The organism is Xanthomonas sontii, assembly GCF_040529055.1.
GTDB classification, from domain to species: domain Bacteria; phylum Pseudomonadota; class Gammaproteobacteria; order Xanthomonadales; family Xanthomonadaceae; genus Xanthomonas_A; species Xanthomonas_A sontii.
The window spans coordinates 2407716-2426489 of the sequence record NZ_CP132342.1 but is presented as its reverse complement, the minus strand read 5'-3'; the positions used below and the strand labels follow the sequence as shown (position 1 = coordinate 2426489).

General features: G+C 71.9%; 11 protein-coding genes. 4 read left to right on the top strand and 7 right to left on the bottom strand.

Annotation, left to right across the window (positions count from 1 at the left end):
- Window positions 1–9: 9 nt before the first annotated feature.
- The 5 genes from RAB70_RS10135 to RAB70_RS10115 all read right to left on the bottom strand — a co-directional run bounded on the left by RAB70_RS10135 (window position 10) and on the right by RAB70_RS10115 (window position 7139).
- On the bottom strand, window positions 10–1455 hold the full coding sequence (locus RAB70_RS10135; protein ID WP_148827682.1) for an efflux transporter outer membrane subunit: 1446 nt from the start codon (window positions 1453–1455) through the stop codon (window positions 10–12).
- Entirely contained in the window at window positions 1455–4655 is a 3201-nt protein-coding gene (locus tag RAB70_RS10130; RefSeq protein WP_148827681.1) for an efflux RND transporter permease subunit, read from the bottom strand. The genes RAB70_RS10135 and RAB70_RS10130 overlap by 1 nt, the downstream gene beginning before the upstream one ends.
- A complete protein-coding gene (locus tag RAB70_RS10125) occupies window positions 4652–5827 on the bottom strand; it encodes an efflux RND transporter periplasmic adaptor subunit (RefSeq protein WP_225851521.1) in 1176 nt (391 codons plus the stop codon). The genes RAB70_RS10130 and RAB70_RS10125 overlap by 4 nt, the downstream gene beginning before the upstream one ends.
- Before the next feature lie 368 nt (window positions 5828–6195).
- Window positions 6196–6519 carry a cupin domain-containing protein gene (locus tag RAB70_RS10120; RefSeq protein ID WP_148827680.1) on the bottom strand — a complete coding sequence of 108 codons (324 nt, stop codon included), beginning with the start codon at window positions 6517–6519 and terminating at the stop codon, window positions 6196–6198.
- On the bottom strand, window positions 6516–7139 hold the full coding sequence (locus tag RAB70_RS10115; protein ID WP_148827679.1) for a cysteine hydrolase family protein: 624 nt from the start codon (window positions 7137–7139) through the stop codon (window positions 6516–6518). Before RAB70_RS10115 ends, RAB70_RS10120 begins: the two co-directional genes overlap by 4 nt.
- Before the next feature lie 89 nt (window positions 7140–7228).
- Between RAB70_RS10115 and RAB70_RS10110 the strand changes: the two genes are divergently transcribed.
- From RAB70_RS10110 to mdtD, 4 genes are all read left to right on the top strand, one after another.
- A complete protein-coding gene (locus RAB70_RS10110; protein WP_148827678.1) occupies window positions 7229–8182 on the top strand; it encodes a GlxA family transcriptional regulator in 954 nt (317 codons plus the stop codon).
- A 63-nt stretch (window positions 8183–8245) separates the two neighbouring features.
- Window positions 8246–8500: a WGR domain-containing protein gene (locus RAB70_RS10105; RefSeq protein WP_010344159.1), complete on the top strand. Its 255-nt coding sequence runs from the start codon at window positions 8246–8248 to the stop codon at window positions 8498–8500.
- Between the two features lie 10 nt (window positions 8501–8510).
- On the top strand, window positions 8511–9578 hold the full coding sequence (gene hemE, locus RAB70_RS10100; protein ID WP_148827677.1) for a uroporphyrinogen decarboxylase: 1068 nt from the start codon (window positions 8511–8513) through the stop codon (window positions 9576–9578).
- A 305-nt stretch (window positions 9579–9883) separates the two neighbouring features.
- Window positions 9884–11314 (top strand): multidrug transporter subunit MdtD, encoded by a 1431-nt coding sequence (gene mdtD, locus RAB70_RS10095; RefSeq protein ID WP_017911167.1) that lies wholly within the window; start codon window positions 9884–9886, stop codon window positions 11312–11314.
- Window positions 11315–11472: 158 nt separating this feature from the next.
- On the opposite strand, the gene RAB70_RS10090 is transcribed toward mdtD, so the two are convergent.
- Window positions 11473–15051, bottom strand: coding sequence for an ATP-binding protein (locus RAB70_RS10090; RefSeq protein ID WP_148827676.1), 3579 nt, complete (start codon window positions 15049–15051; stop codon window positions 11473–11475).
- A gap of 68 nt (window positions 15052–15119) precedes the next feature.
- Window positions 15120–18686 carry an ATP-binding protein gene (locus RAB70_RS10085; RefSeq protein WP_148827675.1) on the bottom strand — a complete coding sequence of 1189 codons (3567 nt, stop codon included), beginning with the start codon at window positions 18684–18686 and terminating at the stop codon, window positions 15120–15122.
- Between the last annotated feature and the right edge of the window lie 88 nt (window positions 18687–18774).

The window sequence follows — 18774 nt, the reverse complement described above, 5'->3', positions numbered from 1 at the left end:
TGCGCGGGCTCAGCGCGGCCCGGGCTCCAGCGACGCATCCCCACCCAGGGTGCGATACAGCGTCACCCGATTGGTGGCCGCGGTCAGTTCCACCGCGACCAGGCTGCGCTGCGCGGCGTAGTAGCTGCGCTGCGCATCCAGGTTGGACAGCGCGCTTTCCACGCCCTCGCGGTAGCGCTGCGCGCTGGCGTCGTAGGTGTTGGCGGCATCGGCGAGGAGCGCGCGCTGCGCCTGCACCTGCGCATCGATGGTGCCGCGCCGGGCCAGGGCATCGGCCACTTCGCCGAAAGCGGTCTGCACGGTCTTTTCGTAGCCGGCCACCGCGGCATCGCGCTGCGCCTCGGTGTAGCGCACGTTGGCGCGCGCCGCGCCGCCATCGAACACCGTGTAGGCGACGCCGGCACCCACCGACGCGGTGCGCGCGTCGTGGGTGAACAGCTGCGACAGCGCGCTGCTGGTCAGGCCCAGCAGGCCGCTCAGGCTGATGCTGGGAAACAACGCGGCACGCGCCGCACCGATCTGGGCGTTGACAGCGCGCAGTTCGTATTCGGCCTGCACCACGTCGGGCCGACGCAGCAGCACGCTGGTGTCCAGGCCGGCCGGCGGATCGCCGATGCTGGCCGCGACCTCCTCGATCGAACCCGGCAACAGTGCCGGATCGACCGGAGCGCCCACCAGCAACTGCAGCGCATTGACGTCCTGCGCCAGCGCCGTGGTCTGCGCAGCCAGGTCGGCCTGCGCGGCATGCAGCACCTGGTTGGCCTGATCCAGGTCCGAATGCGGCACGATGCCGCCATCCACCCGCTGTGCGGTCAGCGCCACGCTGGCGCCGGCGCTGCGTTCGGTGTCCTGCGCGAGCGTCAGCAGGCTGCGGTCGCTGGCATAGGTCAGCCAGGTCGTGGCGATGTCGCCGACCAGGGTCAGGCGCGTGGCCCGGGCCGCGGCTTCCTGTTCCAGATAGCGCTGCTGCGCGGCCGTGCTCAGCGCGTGCAGCCGGCCGAACAGGTCGAGTTCGAACGCGGTGACGCCCAGGCCCAGGTCGTAGTTGCTGGCATAACCGGCAGCCGGTGCGGCCGCTGCGTTGCCGCCCTGGGTCGCGTCGTTGCCCGGCGCCGCACCCTTGCCGCGATAGGAGCGCGTGTAGGTCGCGCTGGTCCCCACCTCCGGCAGCAGGGCCGCGCGCTGGATCCGGTACTGCGCGCGCGCCTGGGCGATATCGGCGAGCGCGATCCGCAGGTCGCGGTTGTTGTCCAGCGCCTGCGCGATCAGCGCCTGCAGCCGCGGGTCGGCGAACACCTGCCGGTAGCTCAGCGACGGCAGCGTGGCCTCGTGCTGCGCCAGGTAGGCGTCGCCCACCGGCCACGACGGCGGGATCGGTGCGGCGGGACGCACATAGGCCGGGGCCAGGCTGCACGCCGACAGCAGACACGCGGCGCCAAGCGCGAGCGCGCGCATCAGGCCGGCTCCGGCAGCGTCGGCGCCGATGGCGGCGCGGTGCCGTTGCGACGTGCGCGGCGGCGCGCCAGCCACTCGGCCATCGCGATGTGGAAGGCCGGGGTCAGATACAGGGTCAGCGCCTGCGAGAACAGCAGGCCGCCGACCACGGCGATGCCGAGCGGGCGCCGCGCCTCGGCGCCGGCGCCGAAACCCAGCGCGATCGGCAACGAGCCCAGCACCGCCGCCAGGGTGGTCATCATGATCGGGCGGAAGCGCACCGTCGCCGCTTCCAGCATCGCCGCGCGCGGCTGCTGCCAGCGCGCATCGCCCGAGCGCTCAAGGTCCAGCGCGCAGTCCACCATCATGATGCCGTTCTTCTTGACCAGCCCGACCAGCAGGATCAGGCCGACGAAGCTGAAGAGATTGAGCTCCTGGCGGAACAGCACCAGCATCAGGATGGCACCGAACCCGGCCAGCGGCAGCGAGGTCAGGATGGTGATCGGGTGCAGCGCGTTCTCGTACAGGATCGCCAGCACGCCATAGATCAGCAGCACGGTGATCAGCAGCAGCATCGGCAAGGTCTTCATCGAATTCTCGAAGGCCTGCGCCGAACCGGCGAACTGGCCGCTGATGGCGCGCGCGTCGTCCTTGCCCAGGGTCTGCGCCATCAGGTTGCCGATGCCGGCGGCGGCCTCGCCCAGCGACACGCCCGGCGCCAGGTTCATCGACAGCGTCACCGCCGGCAGGCCGGCGTAATGGTTGATCGCCACCGGCCCCACGCCCATGCGCACGTCGGCCACCGCGCGCAGCGGCACCATCGGGCCGCCGGCGGCGGTCAGCACTGCGCTGGTGCCGGAGCTGCTGTTGGAGGTCTGCGTGCCGATCGCGGTGATGCCGGGATTCTGGTTGCCGTTGAACGACAGCGCATCCAGGCCGTTGAGGTCGGCCTGCGCCGCGGGGTCGACCTGCAGCAGCACTTCGTACTGATCGGTGTCGCCGTAGATGGTGCTGATCTTGCGGCCACCGTAGGCGCTGGCCAGGGTGTCCTGCAGGCCGGCGGCGGTGACGCCCAGCGCGGCGGCCTGCTCGCGGTGCAGGACCACCTCGATCTCCGGGTTCTTGAGCTGCAGGTCGCTCTGCGGATCCTGCACGTCGCGCAATTGCCGCAGGCGCTGCAGGATGCTGTCGGACTGGGCGTACAGCGCCTTCTGGTCGGTGGATTGCAGCACGTACTGCAGCGATCCGTTCGAGGCCGTCGGCCCCATGTCGATCGCCGGCGGATTGCGCATGTTGAGGGTGATGCCCTGGATCGCGGCGACCTGCTTGCGCACGTCCTGGATCACCTCCTCGGCGCTGCCGCTGCGCTCGGACAGCGGCTTGAGCCCGATCAGCAGGCGCCCGCTGTTGCTGAGCGAATTGTCCGAACCGATCACCGACTCCACGTTGGCCACGTTGGGATTGCGCTGGATGATCTTCACCACCGCCGCCTGCTTGGCCACGAAGTCGGCGAAGGCGGTGCCCTCGGGCACGCGGGTATCGCCGTCGATCTTTCCCGAATCCACCTGCGGGATGAAGCCCTTCTCGACCACGGCGTAGACGCCGGCGGTGCCGACCAGGGTGGCCACACCGATGACGCACATCAGGCCGATGCGCTCGGTCGCCCAGGCCAGCGAGCGCGCGTAGCCGCGTTCGCTGGCGTCGACCAGCCGGTCGAAGCGCTCGAATACCCAGCCCGTGCTCTTCTTCGGATCGAGCCAGCGGCTGGCGAGCATCGGCGTCAGGGTCAGCGAGACGATGCCGGACAGGATCACCGCGATCGCGATCACCATGCCGAACTCGGAGAACAGCCTTCCGACCAGCCCGCCCATGAACACGATCGGCAGGAATACCGCCGACAGCGACACCGTCATCGACAGCACGGTGAAGCCGATCTCGCGCGAGGCGGCGATGGCCGCGTCCATGCGGCTGGCGCCCTGCTCGGCGTGGCGGACGATGTTCTCGATGACCACGATGGCATCGTCGACCACGAAGCCGACCGACAGGGTCAGCGCCAGCATCGAGATGTTGTCCAGGCTGAAGTGCAGCAGGCGCATCACCGCGAAGGTGCCGATCAGCGAGGTCGGCAGCACCAGCGCCACGATCAGGGTCGCCATCCAGCTGCGCAGGAACAGCAGGATCACCACGATCACCAGCACCAGCGAGCCGACCAAGGTCCACTCCACATCCTCCACCGAGGCGCCGATGTAGTCGCCGCGGTCGTAGAGCACGTCGAGCTGGGCGTCGCCGGGCAACTGCGCGCGGATCCCCGGCAGCGCCGCCTGGATGCCCTGGGTCACCGACAGCGTGTTGGCGCCCGGCTGGCGGTGGATGTTGATCTCGATCGCGCGCTGGCCGTTGAGCGAGGCGGCGGTCTGCAGGTTCTCGACGCTGTCCTCGGCATGGCCGACGTCGCGCAGGCGCACCGGCGCACCGTCCGCATAGCTCAGCACCATGGCGTCGAAATCGGCCGCGCGCTTGAGCTGGCCGTCGGCGCGCACGGTGTAGGACCGCGCGCGCCCCATCAGCGTGCCGGCCGGCGCGTTGCTGTTGCCCGCCTGCACCGCCGAGACCACCTGGTCGAAGCCCAGGTGGCGGGCGGCGAGCAGGTGCGGATTGACGAACAGGCGCACCGCGTACTTCTGCGCGCCGTTGACATCGATCTGGCCGGCGCCCGGCACCGAGGCCAGGCGCAGCGCCACGCGATCCTTGGCGAACTGGTTGAGCAGCGGCAGCGCGATGGTCTTCGAGCGCAGGATCAGGTGCATGATCGGCGCGGCGCTGGGATCCTCCTTCTGGATCTGCGCGGGGTTGATCTCGCGCGGCAGCAGGCCGGCCGCCTGCGACACCGCGTTCTGCACGTCCTGCGCGGCGGCATCGACATTGCGGCTCAACGCGAACTGCAACACGATGCGCGTACTGCCGACGCTGCTGGTCGAACTCATCGTGTCCAGCCCGGGCAGGCCGCTGAACTGGCGCTCCAGCGGCGTCGCCACGGCCGCGGCCATGGTCTCGGGATTGGCGCCGGGCAGCGACATGTTGACGGTGATGGTCGGGAAGCTGACGTCGGGCAGCTCGCTGACCGGCAGCGCGAAGTAGGCCATGCCGCCGGCCAGCACCAGCGCGATCATCAGCACCGAGGTCATCACCGCGCGGCGGATGAACAGCGCCGACAGATTCACGCAGGCCGTCCGGTCGCCGCCGCGGTCGGCGTGGCGTGCGGGTTGCCGGATTGCACCGCGGTGCCGTCGCGCAGTTCGTTGGGCACGGTGAGGATGACGCGATCGCCCGCGCGCAGGCCCTTGGCGATCACCGCCTGCCCGTCGACCATCCGCGCCACGGTCAGCGGCCGCGCCGCGGCGTGGCCATCGACCACGCAGTACACGTACGGCCCCTTCTGTCCCTGCTGCAAAGCGCTCTCGGGCACCGACAGCGCCTGCGGGTCCTCTGCCAGGATCACCCGCACGGTGACGAACTGCCCCGGCCACAACGTGGCGCCGGCGTTGGCGAAGCGTGCGCGCAGCTCCAGCGTGCCGCTGCTGGTGTCGAAGGCGTTGTCGAGAAACGCCACCTCGCCGCGCTCGAGCAGCGTGCCGCTCACCGCATCCAGCGCCAGCACCGGCAGCCCCAGGCCCTGGTGCCCCAGCGGCGCGGCGCGCACCGCATCGACCTGCACATGCGCCAGGGCGAACCGCACCTCGATCGGCGTGCTGACGTTGAGCGTGACCAGCGCGGTGCTGGACCCGCTGGACACCAGGTTGCCCGGCTTGACCGCGATGGCGCCGGCGCGGCCGTCGATGGGCGCGCGGACCTGGGTGTAGGCCAGCGACAGCTGCGTCTGCTCGACCTGCGCCTGGTCGGCGGCGACGGTGCCGCGCAGCGAGCGCAGCGTGTCGGCCGCGGTGGTGTAGGTCTTGGGATCGACCGCGCCGGTCCTGGACAGCTTGGCGTAGCGCGCCTCGGTATCGGCCGCATCCGCCGCCAGCGCCTGGTCGCGGGCCAGGGTGGCGCGCGCCTGCGCCAACGCCGCGCGCAGCGGACGCGGATCGATGGTGAACAGCAGTTGCCCGGCGTGGACCTGCTCGCCGTCATGGATCAGCACCGACTGCAGCACCCCGTCGGCCTGCGCGCGCACTTCCACGGTCTGCGGCGACAACAGGGTGCCGGAGGTCTCGATGATGTCCGGCACCCGGTGCGGCGCGACGGTCATGGTCTGCACGCGCAATGGTTCCTGCGCCGGCGCGGGCTGCTGGCGGTGCGCGTGCCAAACCCATGCGCCGAGGATCATCAGGCTGAGCGCGGCCAGTCCGGCCAGCAGTGCCACCCGGCCCATGCCGCGCGCAGCGTGTGGCATCGCATACCCCGCCGCACGCCAGCGTGTTGCGCGCGGCGCCGCACTGTCATCGTGGATGGCAACGTGGCGCGCGACGTGATCGCGTTCCGCGCCGATGTTTGGGTGCTGCCCAGGGAACCGCCCATCGCTCTGGCTTCGCATGCCGGCCGCGTCCGCACTCGTGGTGATTGGCGATGCCGTGACACCAGGATCTCTGTGCGCACGCAGCGGCATAGCCTGTCCCAATGACGCCAGATCGCCAGTGATGGCTCCGTGATAGAACGCACATCAGAACGCGCAGTGTGCTTCGCCCTGTACACGCGTCATCGACGGCGGCACGTCCCGGGCGCTATCGAAGCCCCCGCCGGTCAGGAGCGGATCCCGAACGCTCACGGACTGCCGTCGCGCTCCACCACCAGCACCCGCGCCGGACCCTGCGGGTGCGCCACGTGCTCGGTGCCTTCCGGCGCATGGAACACGTCGCCGGCTTGCAGCAGCGCCGCCTGCTCGGTGCCGTGCGCGCGCCAGCGCATCTGCACCTGCCCATCCAGCACCACGAATACTTCCGCCCCGTCGTTGACGTGCCAAACGTACGATTGGTCCGTCCAATGGATGCGCACGCCGATCCCGTCCAGCAGCGCCACCGGCAGCGCCTCCCAGGCGCGGCTGCCGGTGAACTCGCGCGCACGCAGCACCCGCGGCATGCCGCTCATGCCAGGTCCCGCGCGCGGCGGTTGGACTGCAGCACGTTGTCGCGCGGCAGCGGCTGCCCTGCCTGCACCGCCGCGATCCACTGCGCGGTGTCGGCGACCGCGGCGAAGTTGCTGTGGAACACCACCCCTAACACCCGATGGATCTCCTCGGCGCTGGCCTGGCCGGCGGCGTTGGCATACGGCAGCGCGCCGCTGGCGTCGCCCAGCACTTCCACCGCCAACCCGCGGTGGAAGGCCTCGTACACGGTGGAGGCGTTGCAGTTGTGGGTCATGTAGCCGGCCACGGTCAGCGTGTCGATCACGTGCTGCTGCAGCCAGTCGGCCAGCTCGGTGTCGGCGAACACGCTCGGCCGGGTCTTGCGCAGCAGGCGCGCATGCGGCCGCGCGGCGACCTGCGGGTGCAACGCCCAACCGGCGCTGCCCTCGGCGAACACCGGCGCCTGCGCCGGCGCGGTGTGCTGCACCACCAGCACCGGCACGCCGTGCGCCTGCGCCGCGTCCATGGCCTGCAGGATGTTGGGCAACGACTGCGCCACCGGCGGATGGGCGATGGGCAGCGCGCCGTCGAAGTACTCGTTCTGGACGTCGATGACCAGCAGGGCGCGGCGGGGAGAGGACATGGGTGACTCCGGCGAAGGGGCAGCCAGTGTCGGTGGCCGCACCTGCGCCGACGAGTGGCCCGAAACACCGTTTTCGCTAAAATCGGGCCATGTCGCCGCATTGCATCGCCGTGGTCGCCTTCGATCGCATCAGCCCCTTCCACCTGGCGGTGCCCTGCCAGGTGTTCGAGGCGCGGCCGGACACCGACCTGCCGGCCTTCGACCTGCGCGTGTGTGCCGCCGAGCCGGGACTGCTGCGCACCGACGCCGGCTTCGCCATCCAGGTGCAGCACGGCCTGGAGGCGCTGGACGGCGCCGACACGGTGATCGTGCCGTCCTGGCGCGACGCCGCCGAGCCGGCGCCGGCGGCGCTGTGCCAGGCGCTGCGCCGCGCCCACGCCGCCGGAGCACAGGTGGTGGGCCTGTGCCTGGGCACCTTCGTGCTGGCCGACGCCGGCCTGCTCGACGACCGCCCCGCCACCACCCACTGGGCGGCGCTGACGCGCTTCGCGCAGCGCCATCCACAGGTACGGCTGCAGCCGGACGTGCTGTACGTGGACGACGGCGACGTGCTGACCTCGGCCGGCACCGTCGCCGGCATCGACTGCTGCCTGCACCTGGTGCGGCGCCGCCACGGCGCCGAGGTCGCCAACCGCATCGCCCGGCGCCTGGTGGTGGCACCGCACCGCCAGGGCGGGCAGGCGCAGTACATCGAACAGCCGCTGCCGGCCAGCCGCCGCGACGCCCAGTTGGGCCCGACCCTGGACTGGATGCTGCAGCGCCTGGACCAGCCGCTGCGCCTGGACGCGCTGGCCGCGCACGCGCGGATGAGTCGGCGCAGCTTCACCCGGCAGTTCCGCCAGGTGACCGGGACCACCGTGGTGCAGTGGCTGGCGCACCAGCGCCTGGTCCGCGCCCAGCAACTGCTGGAGCGCACCGACCTGCCGCTGGAGCGCATCGCCGCCGACTGCGGCTTCGGCAGTGCCGGCGCGCTGCGCCTGCAGTTCACGCGCGACCTGGGGTTGCCGCCGTCGGCGTATCGCCGCGGCTTCCGTGCCGGCTGAGCGGCCGCTGCGTTCCGCCGACCGGGCCACGTCGCCTGCACCGGCACCCGCTACAATCGGCACATGCGCGTCTTCCTCCAGCAACGCCCCGACGGCAACGAGCCGCCACGCTACCTGCAGCTGACCCTGCAGCCGGACCTGCTCGGCGGCTGGGAACTGTTGCGCGAGAGCGGCCAGATCGGCGGCCGCGCGCAGCTGCGGCGCGAGCTCTACCTGCAGCAGGAAGACGCCAACGCCGCCTTCGAGAAAGCCCGCGACGCCCAGCTCAAGCGCGGCTTCCAGGTCATGTTCACCCGTGGCGCCGACGCGCCGCGCTAAGGAATCCCCCATGCTCAAGAACGACCGCCTGCTGCGCGCGCTGCGCCGCGAGCCCGTGGACCAGACCCCCGTGTGGCTGATGCGCCAGGCCGGGCGCTACCTGCCCGAGTACCGCGCCACCCGCGCCCGCGCCGGCAGCTTCCTGGCCATGGCCAAGACCCCGGAACTGGCCTGCGAAGTGACCCTGCAGCCGCTGGCGCGGTTCCCGCTGGACGCGGCGATCCTGTTCTCCGACATCCTCACCATTCCCGATGCGATGGGCCTGGAGCTGTACTTCGTCGAAGGCGAAGGCCCCAAGTTCCGCCACCCGGTGCGCGACGCCGCGGCGATCGCCCGGCTCGGCGTGCCGGACATGGAGACCGAGCTACGCTACGTGATGGACGCGGTGCGGGTGATCCGCCGCGAACTGGACGGCAGCGTGCCGCTGATCGGCTTCTCCGGCAGCCCCTGGACCCTGGCCTGCTACATGGTCGAGGGCGGCGGCAGCGACAACTACGCGCGGATCAAGGCGCTGGCGCTGAACGACCCCGCGGCGCTGCACGCGCTGCTGTCGGTCAACACCGACGCGGTGATCGCCTACCTGGCGGCGCAGCGCGCGGCCGGTGCGCAGGCGTTGCAGGTGTTCGACACCTGGGGCGGTGTGCTGAGCCCGGCGATGTACCGCGAGTTCTCCCTGCCCTACCTGCAGCGCATCGCCCGCGAACTGGCGCGCGGCGACGGCGCCGAGCGCACCCCGCTGATCCTGTTCGGCAAGGGCAATGCGCCCTACCTGGAAGAGCTGGCCGGCTCCGGTGCGGAGGGCGTGGGCGTGGACTGGACCATCGACCTGGCCGACGCCGCGCGCCGCACCGGCGGCCGCGTCGCCCTGCAGGGCAACCTCGACCCGGCGATGCTGTACGGCGCGCCGGAGGCGATCGACCGCGAAGTGCAGCGCGTGCTGCGCAGCTACGTCGACGGCAACGGCGGCTCGCTGGACGGCCACGTGTTCAACCTGGGCCATGGGCTGTCGCCGGACATGCAGCCCGAGCATGTCGGGGCATTGGTGGCGGCGGTGCAGCGGCATAGTCGGCGTGGTTGAACGCCGGGATTCGGGATTCGGGATTCGGGATTCCAGTCTCGCGCACGGTCGGCGATCTGACCGTGCGCTCGATCTCTTGCGCTTTCGCGCAGGAGCGGCTTCAGCCGCGACAGGATATTTTGCGAATGCCCATCGCGGCTGAAGCCGCTCCTACGCGGGCGCCTGCAGGGCGCCGTCCATACCTGCGTCGACCGCGCTGATCGCTGAGCGCGCGCTGCATCGCAAGCGCGCAACGCGCGCAACTGCACGACACGGCGACGCGATCTGCGCGATCCTATCGCCCCCTCGCGTCGCCCTGCGTGCCGATGTCCGCGCCCTCCTCCGATCCGATCGCCGTTCCCAACGCGCGCAGTTTCCGTCCGCTGCTGTGGCTGGTGTCGCTGGCCATCTTCATGCAGATGCTGGATGCGACCATCGTCAACACCGCGTTGCCGGCGATGGCGCGCAGCCTGGGCGAGAGCCCCTTGCAGATGCAGTCGGTGGTGTTCAGCTACGCGCTGGCGGTGGCGATGTTCATTCCCGCCTCGGGCTGGATCGCCGACCGCTACGGCACCCGCCGCACCTTCCTGGCCGCGATCGTGCTGTTCACCCTCGGCTCGCTGCTGTGCGCGGCGGCGCCGCGGCTGCCGTATCTGGTGGCCGCGCGGGTGCTGCAGGGGATCGGCGGCGCGATGCTGCTGCCGGTGGGCCGGCTGGCGGTGATGCGCTCGGTGTCGCGCGCGCAGTTCCTCAGCGCGATGAGCTTCATCGCCATCCCCGCGCTGATCGGGCCGCTGGTTGGCCCGACCCTGGGCGGCTGGCTGGTGCAGGTGGCGTCCTGGCACTGGGTATTCCTGATCAACCTGCCGATCGGCGCGATCGGCTTCGCCGCGGCGCTGAAGATCATGCCGGACTTCTACGGCGAGCAGCGTACCCGCTTCGACCTGATCGGCTACGCGATGCTGGCCTTCGGCATGGTCGCGCTGTCGCTGGCGCTGGACGGCATCTCCGAGCTGGGCCTGCGCCACGCCTTCGTGATGCTGCTGGCGATCGCCGGGCTGGCGGCGCTGATCGGCTACTGGTTGCACGCGGCCAACGCGGCGGCGCCGTTGTTCCCGCTGCACCTGTTCAAGGTCGCCAGCTTCCGCATCGGCATCCTCGGCAACCTGTTCTCGCGCGTGGGCAGCGGCAGCATGCCGTTCCTGATCCCGCTGCTGTTGCAGGTGGGCCTGGGCATGAGCCCGATGAACGCCGGGCTGATGATGATCCCGGTGGCGCTGGCCGGCATGGCCTCCAAGCGCGCGGCGGTGAAGCTGGTGGAGCGCTTCGGCTACCGGCGCGTGCTGATGACCAACACCGTGCTGGTCGGCACCGCGATGGCCAGCTTCCTGCTGTTCGACGCCGGCCAGCCGCTGGGCTGGCGGCTGCTGCAGCTGGCGCTGTTCGGTGCGGTCAACTCGCTGCAGTTCACCGTCATGAACACGGTGACCCTGCGCGACCTGGACCGCGACCAGGCCAGCGCCGGCAACAGCCTGCTGTCGATGGTGATGATGCTGGCCACCGGCTTCGGCGCCGCGGCCGCCGGCAGCCTGCTGGCCGCGTTCAACACCCACCTCGGCGATACCCACGGCGCCACCGCGGCGCTGCATGCGACCTTCGTCTGCGTCGGCGCGATCACCCTGACCTCGACGCTGATCTTCTGGCAGCTGCCGGATACGCGGCCGCTGCCGAAGCAGGTGGAGGAAGTGGCGGAGTAGCCGAAAAGCGGGGATTGGGGAGTCGGGATTGGGGAGTCGCAGGAGCGGGATGCGCGACCTGCTCCATGTGGGAGGGACTTCAGTCCCGACTGCATGCGGCCTGGAAGGCACCTGCCCTCTGCTGGTCACGCCTGCTGCGGATACCGGACGGGTGTGACTTACCTGCCCTCCTCGCTCCTGCTGCCTTCTCCATCGTCTGGCGCCTCCACCGCCTTCGCCAGCATCTCGCCCGTCACCGGCTTGCGCAGGAACCCGCTGAAACCGGCGGCACGCGCCTGCGGCTCGGCGTCGGCGTCGGCACGGGCGGTGACCGCGATCAGCGGCATGCCGTAGCCGAAGGCGCGCAACTGCCGCGCCAGCGCCAGGCCGTCCAGGCCGGGCAGGTCCAGATCGAGCAGGGCGATGTCGAACGCGCTGGCCGCCGCTTCGGTCAGCGCGGCCAGCGCGTGCGCGGCGTGGGTGACGTGGTGGCCGCGTGCGCGCAGCAGGCCGCCGACCACTTCGGCCACGGTCGGATCGTCTTCGACCAGCAGGATCCGCCGCGGCGCCGCGGCGCTGGCGGACGCGCGGGCGTCGCGTGGCGCCTGCGGCAGCGGCTCGGGCACCCATGGCAACGGCAGGTCGACCACGAAGCGGGTGCCGGCGCCGAGGCGGCTGCGCAGTTCGATGCGCCCGCCCATCGCCACCGCCAGTTCCTGGCTGATCGCCAGGCCCAGGCCGCTGCCGCCGTAGCGTGCGGCGGTGCGCGGCCCGTCGGCCTGCTCGAAGCGCTGGAACAATCGCGCCTGCTGTTCGGCATTGATGCCCGGCCCGGTATCGGCGACCTCGAAACGCACGCCCTGCTGCGGCTGCAGCGGCGCCACCCGCAACTGCACGCTGCCGTGCTCGGTGAACTTGATGGCGTTGTTGAGCAGGTTCAGCAGGATCTGCCGCACCCGCGTGGCGTCGCCGCGCGCGGTGACCTGCGGCGGCATGGCGTTGTCCAGGGCGAACACCAGCCCGCGGCTGCGCGCCATCGGCCCCATCATCGCCTCCAGTTCGGCGATCAGCCGGCCCAGGTCGAACGGCTGCTGTTCCAGTTCCAGGCGCCCGGCCTCGATCCGCGCCAGGTCCAGCGCGTCGTTGACCAGGCGCAGCAGGTGCGAGCCCGCGTCGCGGATCGATTCGGTGTAGCGGCGCTGCCTGGTGTCCAGCGGCGTGGCCAGCAGCAGTTCGCTCATGCCCAGCACCCCGGTCATCGGCGTGCGCACCTCGTGGCCGAGCGTGGCCAGGAAGCGGGTCTTGGCCAGCGAGGCCTGCTCGGCCACCTCCTGCTTGTGCACCGCCAGTTGCCAGGCGGCGCGCCGGCGCAGCCGCCGCCGGTACAGGTACGCGAGCAACCACAGCGCCAGCACCGCCAGCACCGCCAGCCCGGCGATGCCCCAGGGGCTGCGCCACCACGGCGGCAAGACGCGGAAGTGCAGGCTGACCACGTTCGACCAGACCTTGTCGGCGGTACGCGCCTGCATCTCCAGGGTGTAGTGGCCCGACGGCAGCCGCGAGAACAGACGCTCGCCGCTGGCGCCCACATCGACCCAATCCGGGTCGTAGCCGCTGAGGCGGAAGCGGTAGGTGTTGGCGTCGGTGTCGGAGAACGACAGCAGGCGCGCGACCACGTGCAGATCGCGGTCGCCTTCCTGCAGCACGATGCGGTCGGCGTGCAGCAGGTCCAGCCCGCGCTCGCCGCGGCGCACGCCGATGCGCTCGATCACCAGCGGCGGCTGCCGCCGCGACGGCACCACCTGCGACGGCTCGAACAGCACCACGCCGTCCGGGGTGCCGCCGAGGATCTGCCCGCTGCGCGCCTGCACCAGGGTGCGGATCTGGAACTCCTGGTTGGGCAGGCCATCGTGCACGCCGTAGGAGCGGATCGCCTTGCTCGCCGGATCGACCCGGATCAGCCCGCGCACGCTGCTCAGCCAGGCCACGCCGCTGGCATCGACCACCAGGCCGTTCGGCGCCAGCGCCGGGAACTCCTGTTCGGCGTCGATGCGGTCGAGCAGGCTCAGCCGGCTGCCGTCCCACAGATAGCGCTCCAGGCAGCCGACGCTGGCCAGCCAGACCACGTTGCCGTCGCTGATCGCCAGGGCGCTCAGCGGGCGCTGCGGTGCGCCGGGCACCGCTTCGAACCGCGCGCGCTCCGGGCTCCAGGCAAGCAGCCCGTGCTGCCCCAGCAACCAGGGCTGGCCCTGCGGCCCGAGGCTGGCCTCCTGCACGGTCAGGTCCGCAGGCAGGCCGGCGCTTCCCGGCGCCATGGTGCGCAGCACGTGGCCATCGAGGTCGCGCACCTGCACGCCGGTGATGTCGCTGAAGATCCAGACGTGGCGGTCGCTGCTGAAGACGATCCGATCCACCTGGTCCATCATCGGCGCATCGGCCCCGGCGTCCTTGCCCCAGCGCCGGACCTCGCCGTTGGCCGGATCGTAGCGCAGCACCGCCCCCGCGGCCGCCGCCCACAGCCGGCCCTGCGGGTCTTCGGCGATCGCCCGCGCCCAGTCCAGACCGAACATCGCGCGCATGTGCCGATGCACGGCGCCGGTGGCCGGATCGAGCTTGTCCAGCACGCCACGCGTGCCGGCCAGCCACACGCCGCCGTCGCGGGAAGCGGCGGTGGCCAGCACGTAGGGGTTGCCCATCGACTCCGGGTCGTCCACCCGATAGGACAGCACCGAGAACTGCTGCCAGTTGGCCGGCAGGTGCCACAGCCCGGCATTGCCGCTGGCGAACCACAGGCCGCCCTCGCGATCCTCGAAGGCCAGCGACCAGTTCGGCTTGACCAGTCCGTGCGCGGAATTGCTGTACAGCGGCACGTTGCGGATCACCCCGGACTCGCTCTCGCGGCCCAGCCCGTCCATGGTGTCGAACCAGCGCGTGCCGTGGCGGTCGTGGACCAGCATGCCCAGCACGCTGTCGCCGGGCATGTTGCGCCAGTACGGCTCCACCACGCTGGCGTCGGCGCGCAGCAGGCGCATCCCGCCCAGGGTGGAAACCCACAGCGTATCGTCGCGTTCGGGCGTCAGCCCCTGCACGTCCGGCCGCGGCAGCGCGTCGGCGGCGACGCGTTGGAAATCGTGGCCGGTCCAGCGCGCCAGGCCGCCGCGGGTGCCCACCCACAGGGTGCCGTCCGGCGTGGTCGCCAGATGGGCGACGCTGGCCGAAGGCAGGCTGCGCGCGTCGCCGGGGATCGGCATGAAGCGACGCAGGCGGCCGTCCGGCTGCAACTGGTGCAGGCCGCCGGCGGAGGTCCCGAACCAGACGCTGCCGTCCGGCGTGGACGCGATGGACCACACGGTGGTGGAGCCGATCTGCGGATAGGTGCTGCGATCGTAGTAGCGGAACTGCCGGCGATCGGCCGAGAGCATGCCCAGGCCGGCGCCGTCGGTCCCGAACCAGACCCGGTTCTGCGCATCGACGTGCACCGACCAGATCTTGTTGTGGTGCAGGCCGTCCTCGATCCGCCAGATGCGGTAGCCGCGTCCGTCGAAGCGCGCCAGGCCGTCGCTGCTGGCCAGCCACAGGTAGCCGAGCTTGTCCTCGGCGAAGCCATTGATGCTGTTGGACGGCAAGCCGTCGGCCACGGTCAGTTGGCGCGGCTGCGGCGTCGGCGGCACTGCCGCGCCGGCGACCGCGGACCACGCCAGCAGCAGCCATCCCAAGATCCGTCTCGACCGCATCGCCTCTGTCTCCCCGACGGGCATCCGTCCCGCGCCACCGCCGCCATCGTCGGCGATAAGCGCCGGCGCTGGCAACCGCGTCCCGCATCGACTCAGAGCGGCGGCGGCGCCCCGTCCAGCACCGCGTCGATGGCCCCTTCCAGCATCTGCCCGGTGACCGGCTTGCGCACGAACCCGGCGAATCCGGCAGCGCGCGCGGCGGCCTCGGCCTCGCCGTCGGAGCGCGCGGTCACCGCCAGCAGCGGGAAGCCATGGCCCAGCGCACGCAACTGCCGCGCCAGCGCCAGGCCGTCGAGCGCCGGCAGGTCCAGGTCGAGCAGGCCGATGTCGAAGCTGTCCTGGCTGGCTTCGGTCAGCGCCTCCAGGCCGTGCGCGGCCCAGGTCACCTGATGGCCGCGGCCGCGCAGCAGTTCGACCATCACCTGGGCCACGGTCGGTTCGTCCTCGACCAGCAGGATGCGCAGCGCGGTGCGCGCGCGCGGTGCCGGCACCGGGACCGCCGCCGGTTCCTGCGCCGGACGCCAGCGCAGCGGCAGGCCCACGCGGAAACGCGCGCCGTGCCCCAGCCGGCTCTCGACCTGGATGCGCCCGCCCATCGCCATCGCCAGTTCCTGGCTGATCGCCAGGCCCAGGCCGCTGCCGCCCTGGCGCACCGCGGTGCGCGGGCCATCGCCCTGTTCGAAGCGCTGGAACAGCCGCGCCTGCTGCTCGCTGCCGATGCCCGGGCCGGTATCGGCCACCTCGATGCACAACCCCTGGCCGTCCTGCCCCGGCGCCACCTTCAGCGCCACCGAGCCACTGCTGGTGAACTTGATCGCGTTGCCGAGCAGGTTCAGCAGGATCTGCCGCACCCGCAGCGCATCGCCTTCCACCGTGGTCGCGCCGGGCATGCCGTCGTGCAGATCGAAGCGCAGCCCGCGCGCCTGCGCCAGCGGCGCCATCAGGTTGACCACTTCGGCGATCAGCGCCTGCAGCGCGAACGGCTGCGACTCCAGGCGCAGGCGCCCGGCCTCGATCCGCGCCAGGTCCAGCGCGTCGTTGACCAGGTGCAGCAGGTGGGTGCCGGCGCGGCGGATCGACTCGGTATACCCGCGCTGCTTCGGATCCAGCGGCGTGGCCAGCAGCAGTTCGCTCATGCCCAGCACCCCGGTCAGCGGCGTGCGCACCTCGTGGCCGAGCGTGGCCAGGAAGCGGGTCTTGGCCAGCGAGGCCTGCTCGGCCAGTTCCTGCTTGTGCAGGGCCAGTTCCCAGGCGTGCTGGCGACCCAGGCGGCGCCGGTAGGCGCGCAGCGACATCAGCAGCAGCAGGCCGGCCGCGGCGAGCAGCCCGACGATGCCCCAGACGCTGCGCCACCACGGCGGCTGCACCCGGAACGGCAGGCGCAGCGTCGGCGACCAGGCGCCGTTGCGGGTGCGCGCCTGGATCTCCAGCACCTGCGCGCCATCGGGCAGCTGCGGCAGGGTGCGTTCGCCGCTGGCGCCGGTGCTGACCCAGTCGCGGTCGTAGCCCTGCAGGCGGAACCGGTAGACGATGTGTTCCGGATCGATGTAGGACAGCAGCCGCACCGCCACGCGCAGGTCGCGGTCGTCCGAGCGCAGGGTGAAGTCGCCGCGCGTCGGCAGCGTCAGCAGCTGTGGGCCGCGCCGCACCTGCACGCTCTCCATGCTCAGCGCCAGCGGCACCGGCACCGGATCCGGCTGCTGCGTGTCCAGCAGCGCCACGCTGCCGTCCGCGGCGGCCGCCACCAGCACGCCGTCGGCGGTCATCAGCAGGCCGCGCCGCACCAGTTCCTGGCTGCCGAGCCCGTCGCGGGTGCCGAACGCGCGCACCGCCGGCGTGCGCCGCGGATCGACCCGGAACAGGCCACGGCGCATGCCCAGCCAGGCGCGCCCCTGCGAATCGGCGACCAGCGCGCTGGACTCGGTGGCCGGCAGCCCGTCGGCCACCGCGTAGCGCTGGCTGCGCTGCCAGTGCGCGCCGGTGCGCCGCCACAGTTCCAGCCCGGACAGCCGGTGCACCCACAGCGTGCGCGCGTCGGCGAAGGCGAACGACTGCACCTTCTCGCCGGCCAGCTCCGGCGGCGTGCGGAACTGCCCGGCCGCGCCGTCCCAGTGCTGGAACTGTTCGGCGGCGACCCACGGCGTGCCGTCCGGCGCCATCGCGAACGCCGCGATGTCGGTGCCGGCCAGGCCGTGCTGGCCGCCGGGGAGGTTCTGCAGCACGTGGCCGTCGCCATCGCGCACCTGCACGCCGTAGCCCGGCGCGGCGATCCACAGCCGCTGGCGTGCGTCCAGTTGCAGCCAGGCCAGCGTGCCGTCCGGAATCGGATCGGCCTCGCCGGCGGCGCGGGTCCAGCGCTGCAGGGTGCCCCCGTCCAGCGGGCCGCGCAGCAGCGTGCTGCTGCCCCCCATCCACAACGCCCCGCGCGGGTCGTCCAGCACCGACAGCAAGCGCCCGCTCGGCGCGCCGTTGGCCCAATGCGGCGCGCTCAGCGCACCGCTGGTGGTGTCGAGGCGGAACACGCTGGCGCCGGAGCCGAGCAGCCACACACCGCCGGCGCGGGCCGGCGCCAGGCCGACGTACTGGTCGGCGGGCAGGCCCTGCGCGGTGCCCAGCACTGCCAGGCGGCGCCAGTCCGGACGCAGGTAGCCCAGGCCGCGCGTCGGCAGCGGCACCCACAGGCCGCCCTCGCGGTCGCGCAGCACGGTCTCCACCACGCTGGCGCCGGACACCGCCGCGCCGCCGGTGTCCACCCGCCGCGCCGGCCCGTCGGCCGGCTTGTGCCACAGGCCTTCGCCGTTGCCGAGCCAGTAGCCGCCGGCGCCGTCCTCGGCGATCGCGTTGGCCGCGCGATGCAGCGCGCCGATCCAGTCCGCACGCAACCAGCGCCCGGCACGGTCGCGCCGGAACAGGCCGGTGTTGCCGCTGAACCACAGGCCATCGCTGAGCCGGGTGATCGACATGATCACCTGCTCCTCCTGCGGCATGCCGTCGTCGATGCGGTAGGCGCTGGCGTGGCGGCCGTCGTAGCGCACCAGGCCCTTGAAGGTGCCCACCCACAGCACCCCGGCATCGTCGAAGGCCAGGGTCAGCACGGCGCTGTCGAGCAGCGCGTCCACCGCCGGATCGCCGGCGCGGATGCGCTGCACGCGGCCGTCGCCGCCCAGCCGGTACAGGCCGCCGCGGTAGGTGCCGAAGTACACCGCGTCGCCGCGGCTGGCGATGGCGAACACGTCGTCGCTGCGCATCGCCGGCTGCGTGGCCATGTTGAAGTGGCGGAAGCCGCGCCGGTCCGCGCCAAGCATGCTCAGGCCGCCGCCCTCGCAGGCCACCCAGATGCGGTCGCGCGCGTCGATGTGCATGTCCTGCACGTAGTTGCAGCGCAACGACGCGGGATCGGCCGGATCGTGGCGCCAGACCCGGAACTCGCGCCCATCGTAGCGGGCCAGGCCATCGCCGCTGGCGATCCACAGATAGCCGTCGCGGTCCAGCTGCAACCCGGAGATATCGCTGGACGGCAGCCCCTGCTCGCCGGAGAACACCCGGAAGCGCGGCAGTTCCGGCACCGCGGCACTGGCATCGGCGCACACGGCGGCCAGCGCCAACAGGCAGGCCAGCCCCCAGCAGCGCCACCGGCGTGGGGGATGCGGGATGGGCATGGACATCGGCTCCGGCAAAGGACGTCGGCGGATGAACACCGGCGCACTGCCGGGGCCGGACGCGCGGCGCGCCCGCTCCGTATGCCGC